The 15,188-nt window shown below is 73.4% G+C and carries 17 protein-coding genes and 1 tRNA gene; 3 read left to right on the forward strand and 15 right to left on the reverse strand.

Annotated elements, in window-relative coordinates; genetic code table 11:
• Positions 1–359: 359 nt before the first annotated feature.
• The 3 genes from QI554_RS21545 to QI554_RS21555 form a co-directional block, all read right to left on the reverse strand.
• Positions 360–3,248: a poly(A) polymerase gene (locus tag QI554_RS21545; RefSeq protein WP_281471811.1), complete on the reverse strand. Its 2,889-nt coding sequence runs from the start codon at positions 3,246–3,248 to the stop codon at positions 360–362.
• Positions 3,248–5,143, reverse strand: a complete 1,896-nt coding sequence (locus QI554_RS21550) for an RNA ligase family protein (protein ID WP_281471844.1) — start codon at positions 5,141–5,143, stop codon at positions 3,248–3,250. Before QI554_RS21550 ends, QI554_RS21545 begins: the two co-directional genes overlap by 1 nt.
• Positions 5,144–5,228: 85 nt before the next feature.
• A complete protein-coding gene (locus QI554_RS21555; protein ID WP_281471812.1) occupies positions 5,229–6,476 on the reverse strand; it encodes an alkene reductase in 1,248 nt (415 codons plus the stop codon).
• Positions 6,477–6,629: 153 nt separating this feature from the next.
• Between QI554_RS21555 and QI554_RS21560 the strand changes: the two genes are divergently transcribed.
• Complete coding sequence (locus QI554_RS21560) at positions 6,630–7,484, forward strand: helix-turn-helix transcriptional regulator (protein ID WP_281471813.1); 855 nt, start codon at positions 6,630–6,632, stop codon at positions 7,482–7,484.
• Between the two features lie 62 nt (positions 7,485–7,546).
• Here the strand turns inward: QI554_RS21560 and QI554_RS21565 are convergent, their stop codons facing one another.
• Complete coding sequence (locus QI554_RS21565; protein ID WP_281471814.1) at positions 7,547–8,323, reverse strand: tRNA(His) guanylyltransferase Thg1 family protein; 777 nt, start codon at positions 8,321–8,323, stop codon at positions 7,547–7,549.
• Positions 8,324–8,473: 150 nt separating this feature from the next.
• On the opposite strand from QI554_RS21565, the gene QI554_RS21570 reads away from it, so the two are divergent.
• On the forward strand, positions 8,474–8,920 hold the full coding sequence (locus QI554_RS21570; RefSeq protein ID WP_281471815.1) for a hypothetical protein: 447 nt from the start codon (positions 8,474–8,476) through the stop codon (positions 8,918–8,920).
• A gap of 79 nt (positions 8,921–8,999) precedes the next feature.
• Here QI554_RS21570 and QI554_RS21575 read toward each other — a convergent pair whose 3' ends face one another.
• Complete coding sequence (locus QI554_RS21575) at positions 9,000–9,236, reverse strand: hypothetical protein (RefSeq protein ID WP_281471816.1); 237 nt, start codon at positions 9,234–9,236, stop codon at positions 9,000–9,002.
• A gap of 147 nt (positions 9,237–9,383) precedes the next feature.
• Between QI554_RS21575 and QI554_RS21580 the strand changes: the two genes are divergently transcribed.
• Positions 9,384–9,456: transfer RNA gene (locus QI554_RS21580), tRNA-Arg, on the forward strand.
• Positions 9,457–9,514: 58 nt separating this feature from the next.
• Here QI554_RS21580 and QI554_RS21585 read toward each other — a convergent pair.
• The 10 genes from QI554_RS21585 to QI554_RS21630 all read right to left on the reverse strand — a co-directional run bounded on the left by QI554_RS21585 (position 9,515) and on the right by QI554_RS21630 (position 15,096).
• A complete protein-coding gene (locus QI554_RS21585; protein ID WP_281471817.1) occupies positions 9,515–10,666 on the reverse strand; it encodes a tyrosine-type recombinase/integrase in 1,152 nt (383 codons plus the stop codon).
• Positions 10,666–10,845 carry a helix-turn-helix domain-containing protein gene (locus QI554_RS21590; RefSeq protein ID WP_281471818.1) on the reverse strand — a complete coding sequence of 60 codons (180 nt, stop codon included), beginning with the start codon at positions 10,843–10,845 and terminating at the stop codon, positions 10,666–10,668. Before QI554_RS21590 ends, QI554_RS21585 begins: the two co-directional genes overlap by 1 nt.
• Positions 10,846–10,847: 2 nt before the next feature.
• Positions 10,848–12,260, reverse strand: a complete 1,413-nt coding sequence (locus QI554_RS21595; RefSeq protein ID WP_425528020.1) for a replication initiator — start codon at positions 12,258–12,260, stop codon at positions 10,848–10,850.
• A gap of 20 nt (positions 12,261–12,280) precedes the next feature.
• Positions 12,281–12,964: a DUF2637 domain-containing protein gene (locus tag QI554_RS21600; RefSeq protein ID WP_281471819.1), complete on the reverse strand. Its 684-nt coding sequence runs from the start codon at positions 12,962–12,964 to the stop codon at positions 12,281–12,283.
• Positions 12,961–14,001 (reverse strand): DNA cytosine methyltransferase, encoded by a 1,041-nt coding sequence (locus QI554_RS21605; protein WP_281471820.1) that lies wholly within the window; start codon positions 13,999–14,001, stop codon positions 12,961–12,963. Before QI554_RS21605 ends, QI554_RS21600 begins: the two co-directional genes overlap by 4 nt.
• Complete coding sequence (locus tag QI554_RS21610) at positions 13,998–14,210, reverse strand: hypothetical protein (protein WP_281471821.1); 213 nt, start codon at positions 14,208–14,210, stop codon at positions 13,998–14,000. Before QI554_RS21610 ends, QI554_RS21605 begins: the two co-directional genes overlap by 4 nt.
• An 84-nt stretch (positions 14,211–14,294) precedes the next feature.
• Entirely contained in the window at positions 14,295–14,492 is a 198-nt protein-coding gene (locus tag QI554_RS21615) for a hypothetical protein (RefSeq protein ID WP_281471822.1), read from the reverse strand.
• A gap of 1 nt (position 14,493) precedes the next feature.
• Positions 14,494–14,733: a hypothetical protein gene (locus QI554_RS21620; protein ID WP_281471823.1), complete on the reverse strand. Its 240-nt coding sequence runs from the start codon at positions 14,731–14,733 to the stop codon at positions 14,494–14,496.
• 1 nt (position 14,734) lies between these two features.
• Positions 14,735–14,956 carry a hypothetical protein gene (locus QI554_RS21625; RefSeq protein WP_281471824.1) on the reverse strand — a complete coding sequence of 74 codons (222 nt, stop codon included), beginning with the start codon at positions 14,954–14,956 and terminating at the stop codon, positions 14,735–14,737.
• Entirely contained in the window at positions 14,953–15,096 is a 144-nt protein-coding gene (locus QI554_RS21630) for a hypothetical protein (protein ID WP_281471825.1), read from the reverse strand. Before QI554_RS21630 ends, QI554_RS21625 begins: the two co-directional genes overlap by 4 nt.
• Positions 15,097–15,188 lie beyond the last annotated feature (92 nt).

The following is a 15,188-nucleotide window of genomic DNA, read 5'->3' on the forward strand; positions in this document are numbered from 1 at the left end:
GCCCACCACGCTGGGACCGCAGCCCGGCACGACCAACGCGACCAAAGCGCCTTCACACCCCGCGCCCCTCCCGATAGCTGCCGGGTTGTCTGCGCGGACGGGCGGCTGTCAAGCCGCCCCCACCAGCACGCGACAGGCCACCTGTTCGCACAAGATCCATCGCGGCTTGACAGCCGTTCGGCCGCGCGGACCATCAAAAGTCGGGAGGGGCGCCAGCACGCCGCCCGCAGCCAGGTCAGGAACGGTGCATGGCAGGAGACTTCCACGCCGTAACAGGCGAGGCCTACAACGCAGATGGCGGCTCGCTCGCACATCGACGGCGCGCCGCCGCCGCGGTCCAGGCCAACCCCTCGGCCAGGTCAGGCCAACGTCGGCACGTCCCCGTTCGCCGCCCACGCCACCTCGGCCCCCGGCAGGCCCCGCAGCCACGGCCTCGCGATCTCTGCGAGCTTTGCCGCGTCGATCGGGTCGTGGCCCAGGCCGATCGCGTAGCGGACGTGCGCCGGGCCCTTGTCGAACGGTCGTGGCCAGGCGTGGGCGTTGCGCAGTCCCGCCTCGTCGAGTGCGGTCAGCAGGGCCCGCATTCGTCCTCGGACGCGGCCTGCCGTCCGGTCGAGGTCTTCTCCGTCGGCGGGCCGCACGGTCAGGACCGCCCATGCGGTGTGGCGTCGGTGGAGCGGTGGCGGCGCGGTCACTTCGGGCCATGCGTCGGTGCCGCTTGTCCCGTCGAGCAGTTCCCAAGCGCGGTACAGCTCGTCGGTAAGGAGAGCGAGTCCCGCCGCGTTGACCTGCGCGGTGCAGCTGCGGACGGGCTCGGTCGGCGTGAGGACAACGACCGGTCCCGGCTGCGGCGCGGGCTCCGCGGTCGGCGGTGCGGCGGTCGGGGCGAGGGCGACGGGCGTGCGCCAGTCCCACGCGGCCCATGTCGCGAAGAACTCACGCAGTCGGTCGGGTGGGGCGACTCCCGGCGTCTCTAGGACCGTTCGGGCAGCCAGCACCGTCCACGCAAGGCCGCTCAGGCCGCCGTACGGGGCCGCGTCGAGGCCGCGGGCCCGGGCCCACGTCTTCACGGCGCGCGCCAGCTGCGCGAACGCGGCGTGGTCCTCCGTCCCGACGGCCGCCAGCACCGCGTCGGCGTCGCTGACCGCGCTGAGTGCCAGCGCGGCGGCCTCGCCGATGTCGGCCCGGCGCGCGACGGCCTCGTCCACGGGCACGTCGCCGGTCGGCACCACGATGAGGTCGACGTCCCGCCCGGCCACGCTCATCCGCAGACCCGGCACGCGCGCGGCCGGGACCTGCCGCAACCGTGTGGCCTCGGGCAGCGCGGCGGCGATGCGGGCCTGGACGTCCGCGATGTCGACCGTTCCGGGCAGGGCCGCGACGAGGTCGAGGTCGGATCCGGCGAGTGCGCATCCCATCCGGCGTGAGCCGACGACATGGACGCGGGCGTCTGGCAGCGCGTCGGTGATGCGGCGTACGAGGGCGGTGACGTCCGTCCCGGCGCGAGGGGCGGCTTCTACCGTTGTCGGCCGGTCCCACGCCTCCTCGTCCGCGACCCACCGCACGTCGCCGGTGCCCAACGCGACCGTCGCACGCACGCTCATCGGTTCGGTGCCGCGTCGCGAGAGCACCGCCAACTCGCCGACCCGGATCGCCGCCCCCGGTCCGAGCCGGGCCGCGCACTCGGCGGCGGTCCGCTGCGGATCGCGGCTGCGGCCGAGGGTCAGGTGCGGCGTGTAGCCCTCGTCGCGCCCCCGGCAGCGGGGGAACCGGCGGTGCAGCGCGTCGCGCAGCCCCGCCCACGGGGCGTCGTCCGGCCCGGCCGGGTCGAGCCACACCGTGGCGTCGTCGCGGTGTCCGAAGGTGTGCACGCCGTCCAACCGCGCGGCGAACGGCTCGACGTCGGCGACTGCTTCGGCGAGCAGCGGCACCGCCCGGTCGAAGTCCGACTCGGGCACGAAGCCGAACAGCACGTTGACGTGCGGCGGCCACCGGTCGAAGCGTGGGTCGTGCTTGGCCCGCAACTCCTGGATCGCGGGCCACAGTTCGCCGGGCGGCAACCAGGCCACCGCGGTACGAGCGGTCGGCGCGGAGTCCAGCACATCGGTCGCGGTCACGGCGTCCCCCTCCGGCACCAGCACCACCTCGACGCCGAAGTGGTCGGAGACGTACGTCCCTTCGGCGTCCGGCGCGTCGCCGCGCAGCACGGCCGTGACCGGCTTCGGCCCGTCGGGGCGTACCAGCACCCGGTCGAGGCGGGACGCGCGGCCGCTCAGCGAGGACATCGCCGCGAGCGGGTTGCCGACGGGGTCGAACGTCGGGCGCTGGTCGGCCTCGCCGTGGACCTCGGTCCAGGCGTCGCGCAGTCCGAGCGTGGTCGCGGGCAGCGCCGTCCCGTCGTTGAAGTCGCCCAGCACCGCGACATCGCCCTGGATGTCGGCCAACGCCTCGGCCATTCGGGTGAGTTCGGCTTCGCGGCGCGCGGCCCCGCCGTCGGTGTGGTTGCTGGTCAGATGGGTGTTCGCGACCACCAGAGGCCCGTTCGCCGTCGTCACGGCGACCGCGAGCGCGGCCTTGTGCGGGCCGAGGTCGAGCCGTCCGGCCTCCCGCACCGGCAGGCGGCTGAGCATCAGCAGGCCGGTGTCGTCGATGCCGGAGCGTGCCGCCCGGGTCGGGTCCGAGGTCATCGTGTACGCGGCGCGTACCCACGGTGTCCGGCCGAGCAGGTCCAGCAGGTCGGCCTCGACCTCCTGGAGCGCGACGACGTCGGCGTCGGCCTCCTCCAGCGCGGCGAGCAGGGCGGGGCGGCGGCGTGTCGTGTCGATGCGGTCGCTGTTGTAGCGGTCCCAGAGGGTGTTCCAGGTGAGCAGCCGGATCGGCCCGCCGGCGCCGGTGGCGCCGGTGGCGACGGTCGGCTCGTCGGTGACGGGCTGCCAGACTCCGGACACCGCCCACGCGTACACCCGCGTCGCGGTGAAGAACGGAGCGCGCAGCAGTCGGGGATCGCGCACACGACCGGCGGGGGAGGAGTCGACGATGTCGATGCCGGACGCGCGGTCCCACACGCGTTCCCCGTCCGCCTCGATGAACACGATGCGGTGCCACGGGATGTCGCCGCCCGGCACGAACGCCGGCAGCGGCACCCGCTTCGGCTCCAGCCCGCGGCGGCTCACGCCCAGCACGAAACGCGCCGGGTCGAACCGCGGGTCCCAGCGCACCCGGTTGTAGATCTCCTCGCTCGTGTGCATCAGAACCCGCTCCCGGTGCCGTCGACGTCGCCTGCCGCCCCGGCGAACAGCGAGCCGTCGGTGTCGTCGACCGTGCCCGCCGCCCCGACGTACCAGGTCCGGTGCGCGTGCCCGGGATACGGCGGCACGAAACGACGCAGCTGCGCGGCCAAAACACCCGGCGGCACAGGGTGTGCCCGCGAGCCGTTGCGGCGCGCCGCCTCGTCGGCGTCGACCAGCACCACGGCGTGCGTCACCAACGCGTCGCGGCGCTTGGCGACGGCGTGCACGATGCCGCGCTGCTGCGGGTTGAGGGACGTCGCGTCCCACACCGTCGTGCCGCCTCGGGCGAGCGCCGCGTCGAGCCGGTCGAGGGCCTGGCGCAGGACATCGCCGTTGGCGCGCTGGTCGGCGCGTTCCCCGCGGTCCTCGCGCAGGTCGTCCATCGCGACGTACGTTTCGACGCCCGCAAGTCCCTTGGCGAAACGGCTCTTTCCGCTGCCGGACGGGCCGACGAGGTGGATCAGGCGCGGGAAATCGCCGGAACGCCAGCGCCACGTCGCGGCGACGGCTTCGGCGACGGCGGCGTCGTGGTCTGCTCCTTCGGCGGCGGCCGACGCGCCTGGCACACCGGATGCGCCCGACGTGCCGGACGTGCCGGACGTGCCCGCGAAGGATGCGATGCGGCCCGCCACGTACAGCTCGCGCGCCTCCGCCCAACACCGGTCCGCCGCCTCGGAGTCCAGGTCGGCGAGCGCGGTACGCATGCCGGACCGCAGCGGCGCGAGCGGGGCTTCGCCCAGCAGGCCCGCGTCCTCGGCGTACAGCGCCGACCACTCCACCTGCTCGCGCGCGGCCGCTGCTTCGGCGTCGGTGCGGCCGGCCAACGCGGCGTGCGCGGCGGCGTGCAGCACGCCCAGATCGGCGGCGAACGCCATGCGCGCCAGCCCCGACCTGCGGTGCTCGTCGGGGTAGGGCTGGTGCACCACGGCGTGCAGGCCGACCAGATCGGCGATCCGGCGCGCGAGCGGCATGCCGAGCGACGCGGCGAGCCGGGCGGCCAGCGGGCCGCGGTAGGCGTCGTGCAGCAGCGTCGCCAGGACCCCCGCGAGGCGGGCGTCGCCGGTGCGGGCCATGCCGTCCAGGCGCGCGGCGGCGTCGGCGACCCGGGCCGCGACCACCGATGCGTCCGGCGCGTCGGCGCCGAACAGCCGCGGATCGCCCGGGCCGAAGCCCAACGCCGCATGGAGCCCGTCCAGGTCCGGCTCCGCACCCGAACGCACCGCCCACAACGGGGCGCCCGCGCCGAGGCCGTTCTCGACCACCTCGGCGAACATCCAGTGCGTGTCGGTCTGTACGTGCCGCGGCCGCACCCACTTGGCGACCCGAAGGCCGAACTCCCCGCGCGGGAAGCCCTCGACGGATCGGACGACGTACCCCTCCTGCCGGGCGGTGTCCAGCTTCAGCTTCTCCAACGCCCGCGCGTCGAACACACCCCGCCACAGCACCGGCGGGGTCGGCACGCCGACGCGGCGCAGGAACCGCACGGTCTCGTCCCAGCCGAGGCACCGCTCGCCGTCCCACACCGAGAAGCCGTAGAACCAGCTGTGCAGGTCGTCGTACGCGATCGAGTGGCGCGCGAACATGTTCTCGCCGCACACCCGCCAGCCGTCGGGGATCGCCCCGCCGATGCGGCCCTGCAACGCCTTCACCCATGCGCGTGACGGGTGATGCGCCGAGTCCAGCGAACGCGCGTGCACTCCGTCCCGGTACAGCGTGGTGTTCTCGCCGTCGAGCTTCTCGGTGACGACCACCTCGCGCCCGACCAGCCCCGCCAGGTCCCCGGCCCGCACGTCGTCCGCCGACGCCCCGGGGGACCAGGGCACGTGCGGCGTACGCGGATAGTGCACCCGCACCATGGCCTGCCTGCCCCTCACGACGTCCGACTTCCGAAGCACTGTAGGAGGCCGCAGGCGCCCGACTCCAACGAAAAACTCCCGCTTACCCGGCCGGGACCGCGGCGGGGTAGTCGGTGTAGCCCGCCGCGCCGCCGCTGTAGTACGTCGCCTCGTCGCCGTCGGCGAGCCGGTGGCCGTGCCGGAAGCGCTCGACCAGGTCCGGATTGGAGATGTAGTACGTCGCGTACGACACCGCGTCGGCGACCCCGGCCTCGACGACGGCGTTTCCGGAGGCCTGGTCGAACCCCACGTTCGCGATCAACAAGCGGTCGAACAGCCGCCGGAAGCGCGCGAACGCCGCGAAGTCCGGTGCGGCACCCGGCCCGACGGGGATCTCGCCGCGCAGGTGCAGGTAGTCGGCCGGATGCGCGTTGAGGGACGCGACCAACGCCTCGTAGTCGGCGAGCGTCTCCTCGTCGGCCACGAACCGGTCGCCGGTCGACCAGTACGGGGACAGGCGCACGCCGACGACGCCGTCCGTGCCGGCCCACGGCTGGGCGATCGCGTCCACCACGTCGAGCAGCAGCCGGTGCCGGCCAGCGCGGTCCCCGCCGTACGCGTCGGTGCGCACGTTGAGCCGCGGGTTGAGGAACTGCGGGAGCAGGAAGGCCCCGAGCGCGTGCAGCTCGACACCGTCGAAGCCCGCGCGGCGCGCGTTCGCCGATGCCGTGCGGTAGTCCGCCGCCGTCGCCGCGATGTCGTCCGCGGTCATCGCCCGGGGCGTCACGGTGTCCTTGAAGCCCTCGGGCGTGAACGACTTCTCGCGCGGATCGATCGCGGACGGCCCTGCGGGAAGCGCCCCTTCGAGATGGTCGGGATGCGACGCTGCACCCGAGTGCCACAGCTGGAGCACGATCCGGCCGCCCCGCGCGTGCACGGCGTCGGTCACCAGCCGCCAACCCGCGACCTGCTCCTCCGAGTACACGCCCGGGACATTGACGAAGCCGATCGCCTGCCGGCTCACCCACGTGCCCTCGGTGACGATCAAGCCCGCGCTCGCCCGCTGCGCGTAGTACTCGGCGTGCAGCGTGGTCGGCGCCAGGCTCACGTCGGCGGCGCGGGCGCGCGTGATCGGGGCCATCACGACGCGGTTGGCGAGACGCAGGCCGGCCAGGTCGACGGGGCGGAGGAGGGGCTGGTCGGCGGCGGCGGGGGAGGGCCGAGCGGCGCTTTGCCGGGGCGCGGCGTGGACCGCGGTACGGAACGCGTCGGTCCCGGTGGTCCCGGTGTTCCCGGCGGTCCCGGTGTTCCCAGCGTCCTCTGTGGTCGTTCCGATCGTCGTGTCGGTCATCGCGGACCTCGTCCCCTCCGTCGTCCGCGGACTCCGATCCACCGCGGCTCAGGGAACCCAGCCTGTGGCGCGGGCCGGACCGGAAGGAGGCCCGGCTGATGCTGGCACCCACAGGGCGACCCTCCCGTCCGCGCCCGGCGCCAGAATGAGCGCATGCACCACGACGACGACCTGGGAACCTGCCTCCGCGCCTGGCGTGACCGCCTCCCGCCCGCCGCCGTCGGCCTCCCGGAAGGCCCCCGGCGCCGCGCCCCCGGCCTGCGCCGCCAGGAGCTCGCCACGCTCGCCGGCCTGTCCGTCGAATACCTCGCCCGGCTCGAGCAGGGCCGCGCCGGGCAGCCCTCGACGTCCATCCTGGCGCCGCTCGCCCGCGCACTCCGCCTCACCGACGAGGAACGCGACCACCTCTACCGGCTCGCCGGGCACGCCTCACCCGCCGTCGGCCACGCCGCCGCGCACATCACCCCAGGCCTGCAGCGCATCGTCGACCGACTCGGCGACGCCGCAGTCATGGCCGTCGACCGCACCTGGACCGTGGTGCTGGCCAACCCGCTCGCCGTCGCGCTCTTCGGCGACCTGGCCACCGGCGCCGACGGCGAACACAACGTCCTGCGCCGCCACTTCGCCGACGGCCCGACCCGGCTCACCGGAACCCCCGAGGAACGCGCCGCCTTCGAGGCCGGCGCCGTCGCCGACCTGCGGGCCAGCCTCGCCCGCTTCCCGGGCGACCCGGCCGTCCCCGCCCTCGTCCGCGAACTCCAGTCCCTCAGCCCACGCTTCGCCGAACTCTGGGCCCAGCGCGACATCGCCACCAGCACAGCGCAGCGCAAGACCGTCGACCACCCGCAGGCCGGCCGACTCCACCTCGACTGCGACGTCCTCGAAGCCGCCGGGTCCTCGCTGCGCCTGGTGGTCTACTCGGCCGCCCCGGGGACGGCCGACCAGACCGGACTGGCGTTCCTCGCGGCCGTGGGCACGCAGGCGTTCGACGAACCGCATTCCGCATGACCTCGAAGCAACCCGCGACACCCCCCCCGCGACGCCCCCCGCGACGCCCCCCCGCGACGCCCCTACTCCCTCACCCTCCCCGGCGACGGAATCCGCGTCGCCAGCCACCCGTCCGCCGCGGCGCTGAACTCCGGCGCGGCCTCGCTGATCCACCAACTCCGCTCCACGACAGCGGTGTTCGTCACACCCGTGCGCCGGTCGACCCAGGTCGTCTCGCGCATGCCGCTCCGCCGCAGCGCGACCCGGCCGCGCTTGCAGCCCTCGGGGTAGGCACCCCAGTCGACGCCCGCCTCGTCCAGCAACAGCTGGCGCATGCCGCCGACCGAAACCCCGTGCAGGCGCCGCTGCGAGAAGCACGCCTGCGCGGCCATCGAGACGCTGTTGCGCACCGCGTCCCGCTGCCGCCACAGGAAGTAGTTCGCCGCCTCGACCGCGTCCGGCACCGTGAACACCCGAGCGTCGAACAACGCCCGCTTCCCCGGCCGTTGCGCGTTCAACTCCGCCGTCGCGACGGCCGCCGCCACCGACACCTGCTTCGCGACCACGCCGCCGAACCACGGCTCCGTCCCGGGCGCGGCGAAGTCCGTGGCCAGCACCGAGACTTCGTCCGACTGCGTGTACGCGAAGGCCGCCCCGCCGACCTCCGTGCACAACGCCTCCGCGACCCGGTCCATGGCCGCCATGAACTCGTCGTCGAAGGGCTTCCGCGCCCCGCGCATGTACGTGTGGAACGCCCGCCCGTCCACCCGGATGACCGTGTACGTCCGCTGCGGCAACACCATCCGCGCCGCGGCCTCGTACCCCTTCATCCGGTCCCCGAGCCCCGTGGAATCACCCATCCCGGCAGTCTGCCGCCCCGAACCCGCCCGCCGCGAACGGTAATCCACCCCCCCGACCCAGCCGACCACGCCGACGAGTGTGGCTACCCCCACCGCCCCGTGCGCTCAGGCACATACCGCGCTGACCAGGCACTTCATAGCGTTGCACCCATGGAAACCAACACCGCCACCGCAACCGCCACCGAAGCGACCCGCGTCACCGACCCCCGCACCCAAAGCGCATTCGCCACAGCAACCACCAGCATCAAGATCTACGGCGCGCTCACCGCCGCCGCCCTCCTGGCCGTCATCGCGGTAGCGGCCAGCGGCCACATGGTGAACACGTTCATGTGGGTGCGGGCCTGCCTCCTGCCCGCAGTCACCCTGCTCTTCCACCGGCTCACCGTCTCCGCCTCCCGAGGCTCCCGGCGCGCCTTCGAACGCATCTCCGCCATCTCCGTGATCATCCCGATCGCCATCATCGGCGTCGACGTGATCCCGGGCGTCTGCCCGCCCTGGTACGCCGCGATGCAGACCCTCTGCATGCTCCCCGTCGTCGCCGTAGCCGTCATCACCCGCAGCGCCCCCCTGCGCGCGGCCTTCCCCAAGACCCGCTGACCCGTCCCGAGAGCACGCCGAACCCCGGGCCCGGCCACAACCGCCGCCACTGCCCGGCCCGGGTACATCCCACAGCCGCCTACTTAGCGGGAGCGGTGGTCCCCGGCGACCCGCCGGAGAAGCTGGCGCCGGCCCACATCGCCAGCCCGGCCAGCGTCACGAGCAGCAGAATCGCCACCAGGCTGACGACCAGCGCCCGCGTACTGAACCCGCTCTCCACACCGTGCGAGGCGCGCGAATGCTCCGCCGCCTCCTCGACCTCGTCGTACTCCGCGACCTCGTTCTCGCCCTGCTCCGGCCGCTGCACCGTGCCCATGGTCCCGTCCTCTCCTACGGACCCCTGCCCACCACCACAGCCGCCATTCCCCCACCCCGCAACCGGAGCCACCCGTCCGGCCCACCCACCCGCCCCCAAACGCCGAGGCACCGCACCCCACCGTTCCGCTACCCTGTCCCACGTCCCGCCTCAGTAGCTCAGGGGATAGAGCACCGCTCTCCTAAAGCGGGTGTCGCAGGTTCGAATCCTGCCTGGGGCACAAGCCAAAACGCCCCGAGCCGATCATGGCCCGGGGCGTTTGACATCTGCGTTTGACATCACCGCTTGCGTTTGAGCATGCGATCCATGTGGCTGATCGCCTCACGTTGCGTGTCCTGCACGACGTGCGTGTAGACATCCATGGTGATGCTGATCTGGCTGTGTCCGAGGATCTCCATCACGACACGCGGCGGGACGCCGGCCGCTGTCAGCAGCGTGGCACAGCCGTGCCGCGCGTCGTGGAGCCGGATGACCCGCAGGTCGGCATCCTCGGCCACCCGCGTGAAGGCCCGGTAGAGGTTGCGCGGCTCGACCGGCCGCCCGGTGCGCGTGGTGAAGACGTAGCCGCTCTCCTGCCAGCCCGCCCCGGTCTTGTCGGCCAGGGCACGGCGCCGGGCGTCCGCCTGCCGCATACGCTGCCACCGGAGCGGAGCCACACACATCGCGGGCAAGGGGATCGTACGGCGGCGGCGACCCTTCGGATCGTCGTCGTACAGGACACCGCGCCGCCTCTGGGTCTGCTTGGCGACGCGCAGGGTCCGGCGCTCCAGGTCGACCTGGTCCCACTTCAGGCCTACGATCTCGCCGCGCCGCAGGCCCATCGTGATCGCCAGAACGAAGGCGGCGTACAGCGACTCGCCGCGAGCGGCTTCCAGGAACGTCAGCGTCTCGTCGAGCGACCACGGAGTGATCTCACGTGCGTCCGGGCGCGGTGCCTCGACCAGCGAGACCACGTTCCGCGTGATCAGTTCCTCGCGGCATGCCGCCGTGAGCGCGGTCCGCAGCACGCGGTGCGCTTCCTTCGCGGTGGCCGCCGTCGTCTGCCTCTCCAGCCGCACGAGGAACCGCCGCACATCCTGGACGCTCAGTGCCTCCAGACGCTTGGTCCCGAGGCCGGGGGCCAGGTGCAGGCGCACCTGTGCTTCGTACTTGTCGTACGTGGAGAGCTTCCGGCGCGGCTTCACGATGTTGTCGAGCCAGTACGGCAGCCACTCCGAGAGCTTCGCCGAGCGGGTGGGCGTCGGGATGCCCTTGCGGTTCTTCGCGATCAGTTCCTGACGCTTCTCGTCGCACTCGGCCCAGGTGTGCCCGTAGGCGAACTTGCGGGCGGTGGTGCCGTCCGGCTGGAGGACGTAGACAGCGGCCTGGTACCGGCCATCCTTGCGCTTGGTGATGGTGCCGGCGCCGTTCGGATTGCGCTTCGCGGGCATCAGGCCACCTCCTCAAGCAGCACCGACATGAACGCGTCCAGCGCCGAAGCCGGGATACGGCGGCAAGCGTCGATCTTCACCGAGGTCAGGCGGCGACTCCGGATGAGGTCGTACACCTTCGAGCGACCGAGACGGAGGCGGGCCATCACCTCCGGAACCGTCAGAAGTTCGTCGTGCATGGTCAGTCCTCCTGTTCCTGGTCGGCGAGTGCTTCGCGGGCGGCGGCGCGGTCGAGTTGGCGGGTTCGGGCGAGGGATGCGGAGATGAGCGATTCGCCAGCGGTGTAGCCGTGGCCGGCGTAGGCCCAGTGGGCGATGACGAGTGTTGTGTCCGGGTCGGGCAGGGGGTGGCCAGCCGCTTCGGCGGCGGCGCGGTTCCTGGCGTCCTGCCAGGCGGCGCGGGCGGCGCGCAGTGCGCCCAGGGTGGTGCTGTAACGGCGTGACTTGCTGGAGAAGTGGCCGCGGAAGCCGAGCATGTGGGCCCACTTGCGCAGGTGCAGGTGTTCCAGGTCGGGCCGGGCGCCCAGCTCCCAGCACGTGACGACGAGGCGGCGGGCGTGGTGGGTCAAGTCCTGGTGGTCGAGGTCGCGCAGGTGGCGTAGGCGGCGGTCGAGGGTGCCGGTGGCGGTCTCGGCGCCTTTGGTGGCGTACTTGGCGATGTAGCCGGCCACGGCGCGGTCGGTGACCGGGCCGGACTCGAACGCGGCCCCGGCGATCGGGCGTACGTCGACCTGTGTCCCGAACCGGAACACGTCGGGCAGACCCGGGTCGTCGAGGTCGGCGCCGGGGCCAGCGACGCGGGCCCGGGATGCGGCGGTGCGGATCGCCGCGTCCAAGGTGTCGGTGGTGAGCGCGCCGGGCGGCGGGGCGATGTCGTCGCCGGCGATCCAAGGGCCCGCGTCGAGGCGGATGACCGCGTGGAAGTGGACCGCGCCGCGCCGCTGGTACTCGGCGACCTTCGCGTACGACAGGCGGATGACGCCGGCCCCGCCACGTTGGGTCAGACCCAGCGACGCGGCGAGCGCGCGCCGCAGCTCGATCGTGAACCGGGCCCACAGCGCCCCGGCGTGCGCGTTCCACAGCACGGCCCCGGGGTAGTCGTAGGTGTCCGGGTCGAGCGGGGTGCCCAGTTCGGGGGCGCCATCGTCGTGGCGGATGCCGCACCGGCAGCGGCCGGAGTCCGGCCGGTTGTGCACGGGTCCGAAGCTCGGCGCGGTCAGCGTGGCGAACACGCGCGGGTGGGCGGTGACCTCAGCCGGGACGCCCTTCCCGCCGGCGAGTCCGGCCGTGATCAGGTGGTAAGTGTCCTGCCGGTACGTCTCGGCGCACGCCGGGCAGCGGGTGGCGCGGCGGTTGTTGCAGCGGACCATGAGCGCTCCGGCCGCGAGGTCTCCGCCGTGCAGGGTGCGCAGGATCTCCCCGGTTGCTGCGTCGAAGTCGGCGCGGTGTCCGTCGAGGCGGATCGGGTCGGTGCAGCCTCCGAGGCGGGCGAGTTGCCGGAACAGGCCGGGGGTGCGGCCGTCGCGGGCGGTGCGGGCGAGGCTGCGCCAGGTCTCCTCATCAAGGGTGGGCGGGGTGGCGAGTGGGGTGGGCAAGGGGGTGGTGCTCCCTTCGGTCATGCGGTGCCGAGTTGGGCGGTGATCTGGGCGAGCAGCGGCGCGGGGACGCCGAGGCGGGCGCGCAGCACGTCTGCGGCGATCGGCTGGCCGGTGGCCTGCTCGTGTTGGTCGGCGATCCGGCGGGCGTGGGCGACCAGCGCCGCGGGCACTGCCGGGGCCGGGTCGGGCGGAGCGTCTGCGGGTTCGGGCGGGGCGGTGAGAGCGGGTGGTTCCCCGGCGATGTCCGGTGCGCTCTCCTCCACGTCGTCGACCGACGCGAACACCTCGACCGGGGTGGACCGTTCGACGTACGCCGGAGCCTCTGCGGGCGGGGGCGCGGGGCGGTGGACGAGGAGGGTTCCGCCGAGGAACGCCAGGGCCGGCCATCCGGCGACGATGAGCCGGAGCCACGCGGGTGGGTGGTGGAGGTCGAGGAGTCCGGCGGTGGCGACGTTCGCGCCGAGGGATGCGGCGAGCGCGACGACGAACCAGAACCAGGCGCCGGGCGTGCGGTGTGCGAGCAGTCGGCGCCAGGCGGCGACCATCAGCAGGTCGACGGACACCGGGTAGGCCCATGCCTGCCAGCCGGACTGTCCGGCCGCTTGGGCGATGTCGTGCAGGTGCGAGAACGACAGCGCGCCGGCGATCGCCGCCTGAACCAGGAGCGGATCGAAGCGGACGCGGCGCAGGCGGGCGGTCATGGCATCTCCCGGGTGAGCAGGTCGAGGGCGTGTGCGGCCTGCCGGGGGACGACGCCGTTCCCCAACAGGCGGAGTTGGGCGGTGCGGGACAGGCCGGGCACGGCGGTGACGTGGCCGGGGTCGAGGCCCATCAGCCACTCCACGAACATCGGGGCGAGCCGGGGTTGCCCGTCGCGGTTCGGGGCGGTCGGGGCGGGGGCGGGGTGGCCGGTGACGTGTTCCCAGCGGCGTACCGCAGGCAGGTAGCGGCCCCAGCGTTCGGGCTGGACCACCGCCGACAGCGCGGGTTCGCCGGCCGATCCGCGTTGGTTCGGGCCGCCTTTGGTGCCGTCGGTGGCGCGTGGGGTGGGGAGCAGGGTGGTGACGGCGGTGCGCAGGTCGATGCCGCCGGTGCCGTGGGTGCCGGTGCCGTTGGTGTCGGACACGCGTGGGGTGGGCAGGAGGGTCAGCCCGCGAGCGTCGCCACCGTGGTGGGGAGTTGGCCGCGTTGTCCGCCGCCGCGCCAGTCGCGGGCCGCCGGGGTCGGCAGCAGGCCAGGCGAGGAGGAAGACCCGGCGTCGCTGGTGGGCCGCGCCGATGTCGGAAGCGGCGACAGTCCGCCAGGCCCCCATGTAGCCGAGGGCGGCCAGTCCGAGAACGACTCGGGCCATAGCGTCGCCGTGTTCGACAGTGAGCAGCCCAGGGACGTTTTCGAGCACGAGCAGCCGGGGGCGTGGTCGAAGGTCGCGAGCAGCGGCAAGGATCGCATCGAAGATCCACCTTTCGTCTCGGGTTCCCTTGCGCTGTCCGGCGACGCTGTTTCCCTGGCAGGGGAAGCCGCCGGCGAGGACGTCCACGGCGGGCACCGCGGTCCAGTCCACGGCGGTGATGTCGCCTAGGTTGGGTGTGGTGGGCCAGTGGTGCGCGAGCACCTGGGCGGCGGCCGGGTGGTTGTCGGCGTGCCAGGCCACGTGTCCGCCGAACACGTCGGTCACGGCGCGGTCGAGGCCGCCGTAGCCACTGCACAGCGACCCGATGCGCGGGCCGGGGCCGGTCACGGGGCACCGCCGGGGGCCGGGTCGTCGGCGGGCAGGTACAGGTCGAGGTAGAGCCGGTGGCCGTCGCCGCGCCGGTTCGCGTAGGAGGCCGAGACGGGGCCGGTGTCGGCGATGGTGGCGAGCAGTTCGGCGGCGCGGGTCAGGGTGTCGGGGTCGGTGCCGAGCAGGCGGACGCGGATGTGGCGGGCGGCCGGGTCGGTCGCGGGCATGGCAACTCCATGAAGTGGGTTGGGATGGTGCGGTACGGCACCGGGGCGTGGGTGGCCGGCCGGTGCCGTACCGAGATCGGTGGATCAGCGCCAGCGACCGTGCGACGACGGTTCGGGCACGGCGGCGGGGTGGTCGGCGAACCACGCTTCGGCGCAGACCTTGTGACACGGGATGCCACGGTCGGACAGCAGGAAGGTCGGTTCGCCGCACACGACGCACGGTTCGGTGGTGCCGTGGTTCCAGTGCTCGGGGCTGTGCCAGTCCAGGACGGGGCCGGCCATCTCAGCCCACGGTCGGGTAGTCGTGGCCGGGCGGCGGGTAGGCGTCGGCGTCGAGTTCCCCGAAGGCGTTGAGCGGCGGGGTCAGCCCCTCGAAGATGACGTCGGAGAAGGCACGGTCACGCCCGGACATCAGTTCGTACTCGTTGAAGTCCAACGCCAGCCGCGCGGTGCGGTCGGCGTCGTCCAGGACGCGAGCACGGAAGTTGCGCGGGTGTCGGTCGAAGAAGCCGGATCCGGTCATGTCAGCTCACCGCCGGGAAGCCGTGGCCGGCGGGCGGGTACTGGTCCCAGTCCGGCAGTCCGTTGGCGTCGTGGGGCTGGGTCAGCCCGTCGAGCACGACATGGGCGAAGTCGAAGTCGACGCCGGGCGTGTGGATGTAGGTGCGGGCGCCGTCTGCCAGGTCGAGGGTGCGCTGGGCGTCGTGGAGCGCGTCCATCCACCACGCAGTGTCCGCGTCGCTCACCGGGTCACCGCCACGGTGTAGCGGTCGCCGTGGCAGATGCGGCAGGTGCGCAGGGTGATCCGGATGAAGCCGCGCATGCGGGTGCCGGTGCCGGAGCAGCCGCGGCACAGGGTGTGGGTGTTCGGGGTGGTGGTGTTCACTGGAGTTCTCCTCTGCCTTGTTGGGTGGTTGGGGGCCCGGCCGGGCGCTCGGACTTGGCGGTTTGGGGCGCCCGGCCGGGGCGGAGCTAGTC

It is taken from the genome of Yinghuangia seranimata (assembly GCF_029953285.1).
Lineage (GTDB): Bacteria > Actinomycetota > Actinomycetes > Streptomycetales > Streptomycetaceae > Yinghuangia > Yinghuangia seranimata.

Bases quoted from the DNA above. Each gene is read 5' to 3' on its own strand.
- QI554_RS21545 (WP_281471811.1), bottom strand. From the start codon at position 3,248: ATGCACACGAGCGAGGAGATCTACAACCGGGTGCGCTGGGACCCGCGG.
- QI554_RS21555 (WP_281471812.1), bottom strand. From the start codon at position 6,476: ATGACCGACACGACGATCGGAACGACCACAGAGGACGCTGGGAACACC.
- QI554_RS21560 (WP_281471813.1), top strand. From the start codon at position 6,630: ATGCACCACGACGACGACCTGGGAACCTGCCTCCGCGCCTGGCGTGAC.
- QI554_RS21565 (WP_281471814.1), bottom strand. From the start codon at position 8,323: ATGGGTGATTCCACGGGGCTCGGGGACCGGATGAAGGGGTACGAGGCC.
- QI554_RS21570 (WP_281471815.1), top strand. From the start codon at position 8,474: ATGGAAACCAACACCGCCACCGCAACCGCCACCGAAGCGACCCGCGTC.
- QI554_RS21575 (WP_281471816.1), bottom strand. From the start codon at position 9,236: ATGGGCACGGTGCAGCGGCCGGAGCAGGGCGAGAACGAGGTCGCGGAG.
- QI554_RS21585 (WP_281471817.1), bottom strand. From the start codon at position 10,666: ATGCCCGCGAAGCGCAATCCGAACGGCGCCGGCACCATCACCAAGCGC.
- QI554_RS21590 (WP_281471818.1), bottom strand. From the start codon at position 10,845: ATGCACGACGAACTTCTGACGGTTCCGGAGGTGATGGCCCGCCTCCGT.
- QI554_RS21600 (WP_281471819.1), bottom strand. From the start codon at position 12,964: ATGACCGCCCGCCTGCGCCGCGTCCGCTTCGATCCGCTCCTGGTTCAG.
- QI554_RS21610 (WP_281471821.1), bottom strand. From the start codon at position 14,210: ATGCCCGCGACCGACCCGGCCGCCCGCCACATCCGCGTCCGCCTGCTC.
- QI554_RS21615 (WP_281471822.1), bottom strand. From the start codon at position 14,492: ATGGCCGGCCCCGTCCTGGACTGGCACAGCCCCGAGCACTGGAACCAC.
- QI554_RS21620 (WP_281471823.1), bottom strand. From the start codon at position 14,733: ATGACCGGATCCGGCTTCTTCGACCGACACCCGCGCAACTTCCGTGCT.